We start from the raw sequence: 1,219 nt of genomic DNA, 5'->3' as shown, positions 1-1,219 counted from the left end.
GGCGGGACCGGCCAGGTATCGGCGGGGGTCTTCGACGGCTTCGACTACGTCGCGCTCGGGCACCTGCACCGGCCGCAGGACGTGGTCCGGGACCGCGTGCGCTACGCGGGCTCCCTGCTGAAGTACTCGTTCGAGGAAGCGGACCACGTGAAGTCGGTCACGGTGGTCGACGTCGCGGCCGACGGCTCGGTCAGCGTGGCCGAGGAGCCGATCGCCGCACGCCACGACCTGCACCGCGTCGAGGGCTCGTTCGCCGAGATCATGGCGTCGGTGCCCGATCCGGAGGTCGCGTGCGGCTACGTGGAGATCGTGCTGACGGACGACGAGCCGGTGATCGAGCCGATGCGGCGGCTGCGGGAGCTGTATCCCAACGCGCTGTCGCTGCGCAGGCCCGCCGCGGAGTACGCCGCGCTCGACGGGCCGGGTGTCACCGCGCTGAAGGAGCGGACCACGCCGGACCTGTTCGGCGAGTTCTTCGAGGAGGTGACCGGCGGGCCGATGTCGCCCGAGCAGTCCGGGGAGCTCGCTCGCGCGGTCGAGGCGGTCGAACGTGCCGGCCGGGAGGGGGACTCATGAGGCCGGTCAGGCTCGTCATGCAGGCGTTCGGGCCCTACGCGGGCACGCACACGATCGACTTCCGCGACCTCGGGGCCGAGCGCGTCTTCCTCATCCACGGCGACACCGGCGCCGGCAAGACGACCATCCTCGACGCCATCGTCTTCGCGCTCTACGGCGAGACGAGCGGCGCCGAGCGGACCGCCGCCCAGATGCGCTGCGAGTCCGCCTCACCGGACCTGCCGACCGAGGTGACGTTCGACTTCGAGGTCGGAGCGGGTGCGTACCGGGTCGTCCGCCGTCCGGCGCAGCAGCTGGCCGGGAAGCGGGGCGCGGCCGAGGTGAGCAAGCAGGCGACCGCCGCGGTCTGGGACCGGACCGGCCTCGGCGACGACGCAGGCGAGGGCCGCCCCCTCGCGACGAGGATCCGTGACACCGATGCGGCCGTGCGCGGGCTGCTCGGCTTCTCCGGTGCGCAGTTCCGGCAGGTCGTGGTGTTGCCGCAGGGCAAGTTCGTCGAGCTTCTCGCCGCCTCGTCCGAGCAGCGCGAGGAGATCCTGCGGCAGCTGTTCAAGACGGAGCCGTTCCGGCGGCTCGAGGCCGAGCTCAAGGACCGGGCGGCGAAGGTGGGCGCGGAGCGCCGGACGCTCATCGAACGCCGCGC

Annotated in this window: 2 protein-coding genes; both read left to right on the top strand. The window is 72.6% G+C overall.

Going from position 1 to position 1,219, the window contains the following annotated elements:
- The coding region (locus FDZ70_11000; protein TLM65621.1) for an exonuclease sbcCD subunit D at window positions 1–576 on the top strand (576 nt) is incomplete at its 5' end.
- Window positions 573–1,219: SMC family ATPase (locus FDZ70_10995; protein TLM65620.1), on the top strand; the 647-nt coding region annotated here is incomplete at its 3' end. The genes FDZ70_11000 and FDZ70_10995, both read left to right, overlap by 4 nt.

Source organism: Actinomycetota bacterium, assembly GCA_005774595.1.
Taxonomy (GTDB): Bacteria; Actinomycetota; Coriobacteriia; order Anaerosomatales; family D1FN1-002; genus D1FN1-002.
Note: the sequence above shows the minus strand (reverse complement) of the source record. Positions and strands in the feature narration are given on the sequence as shown.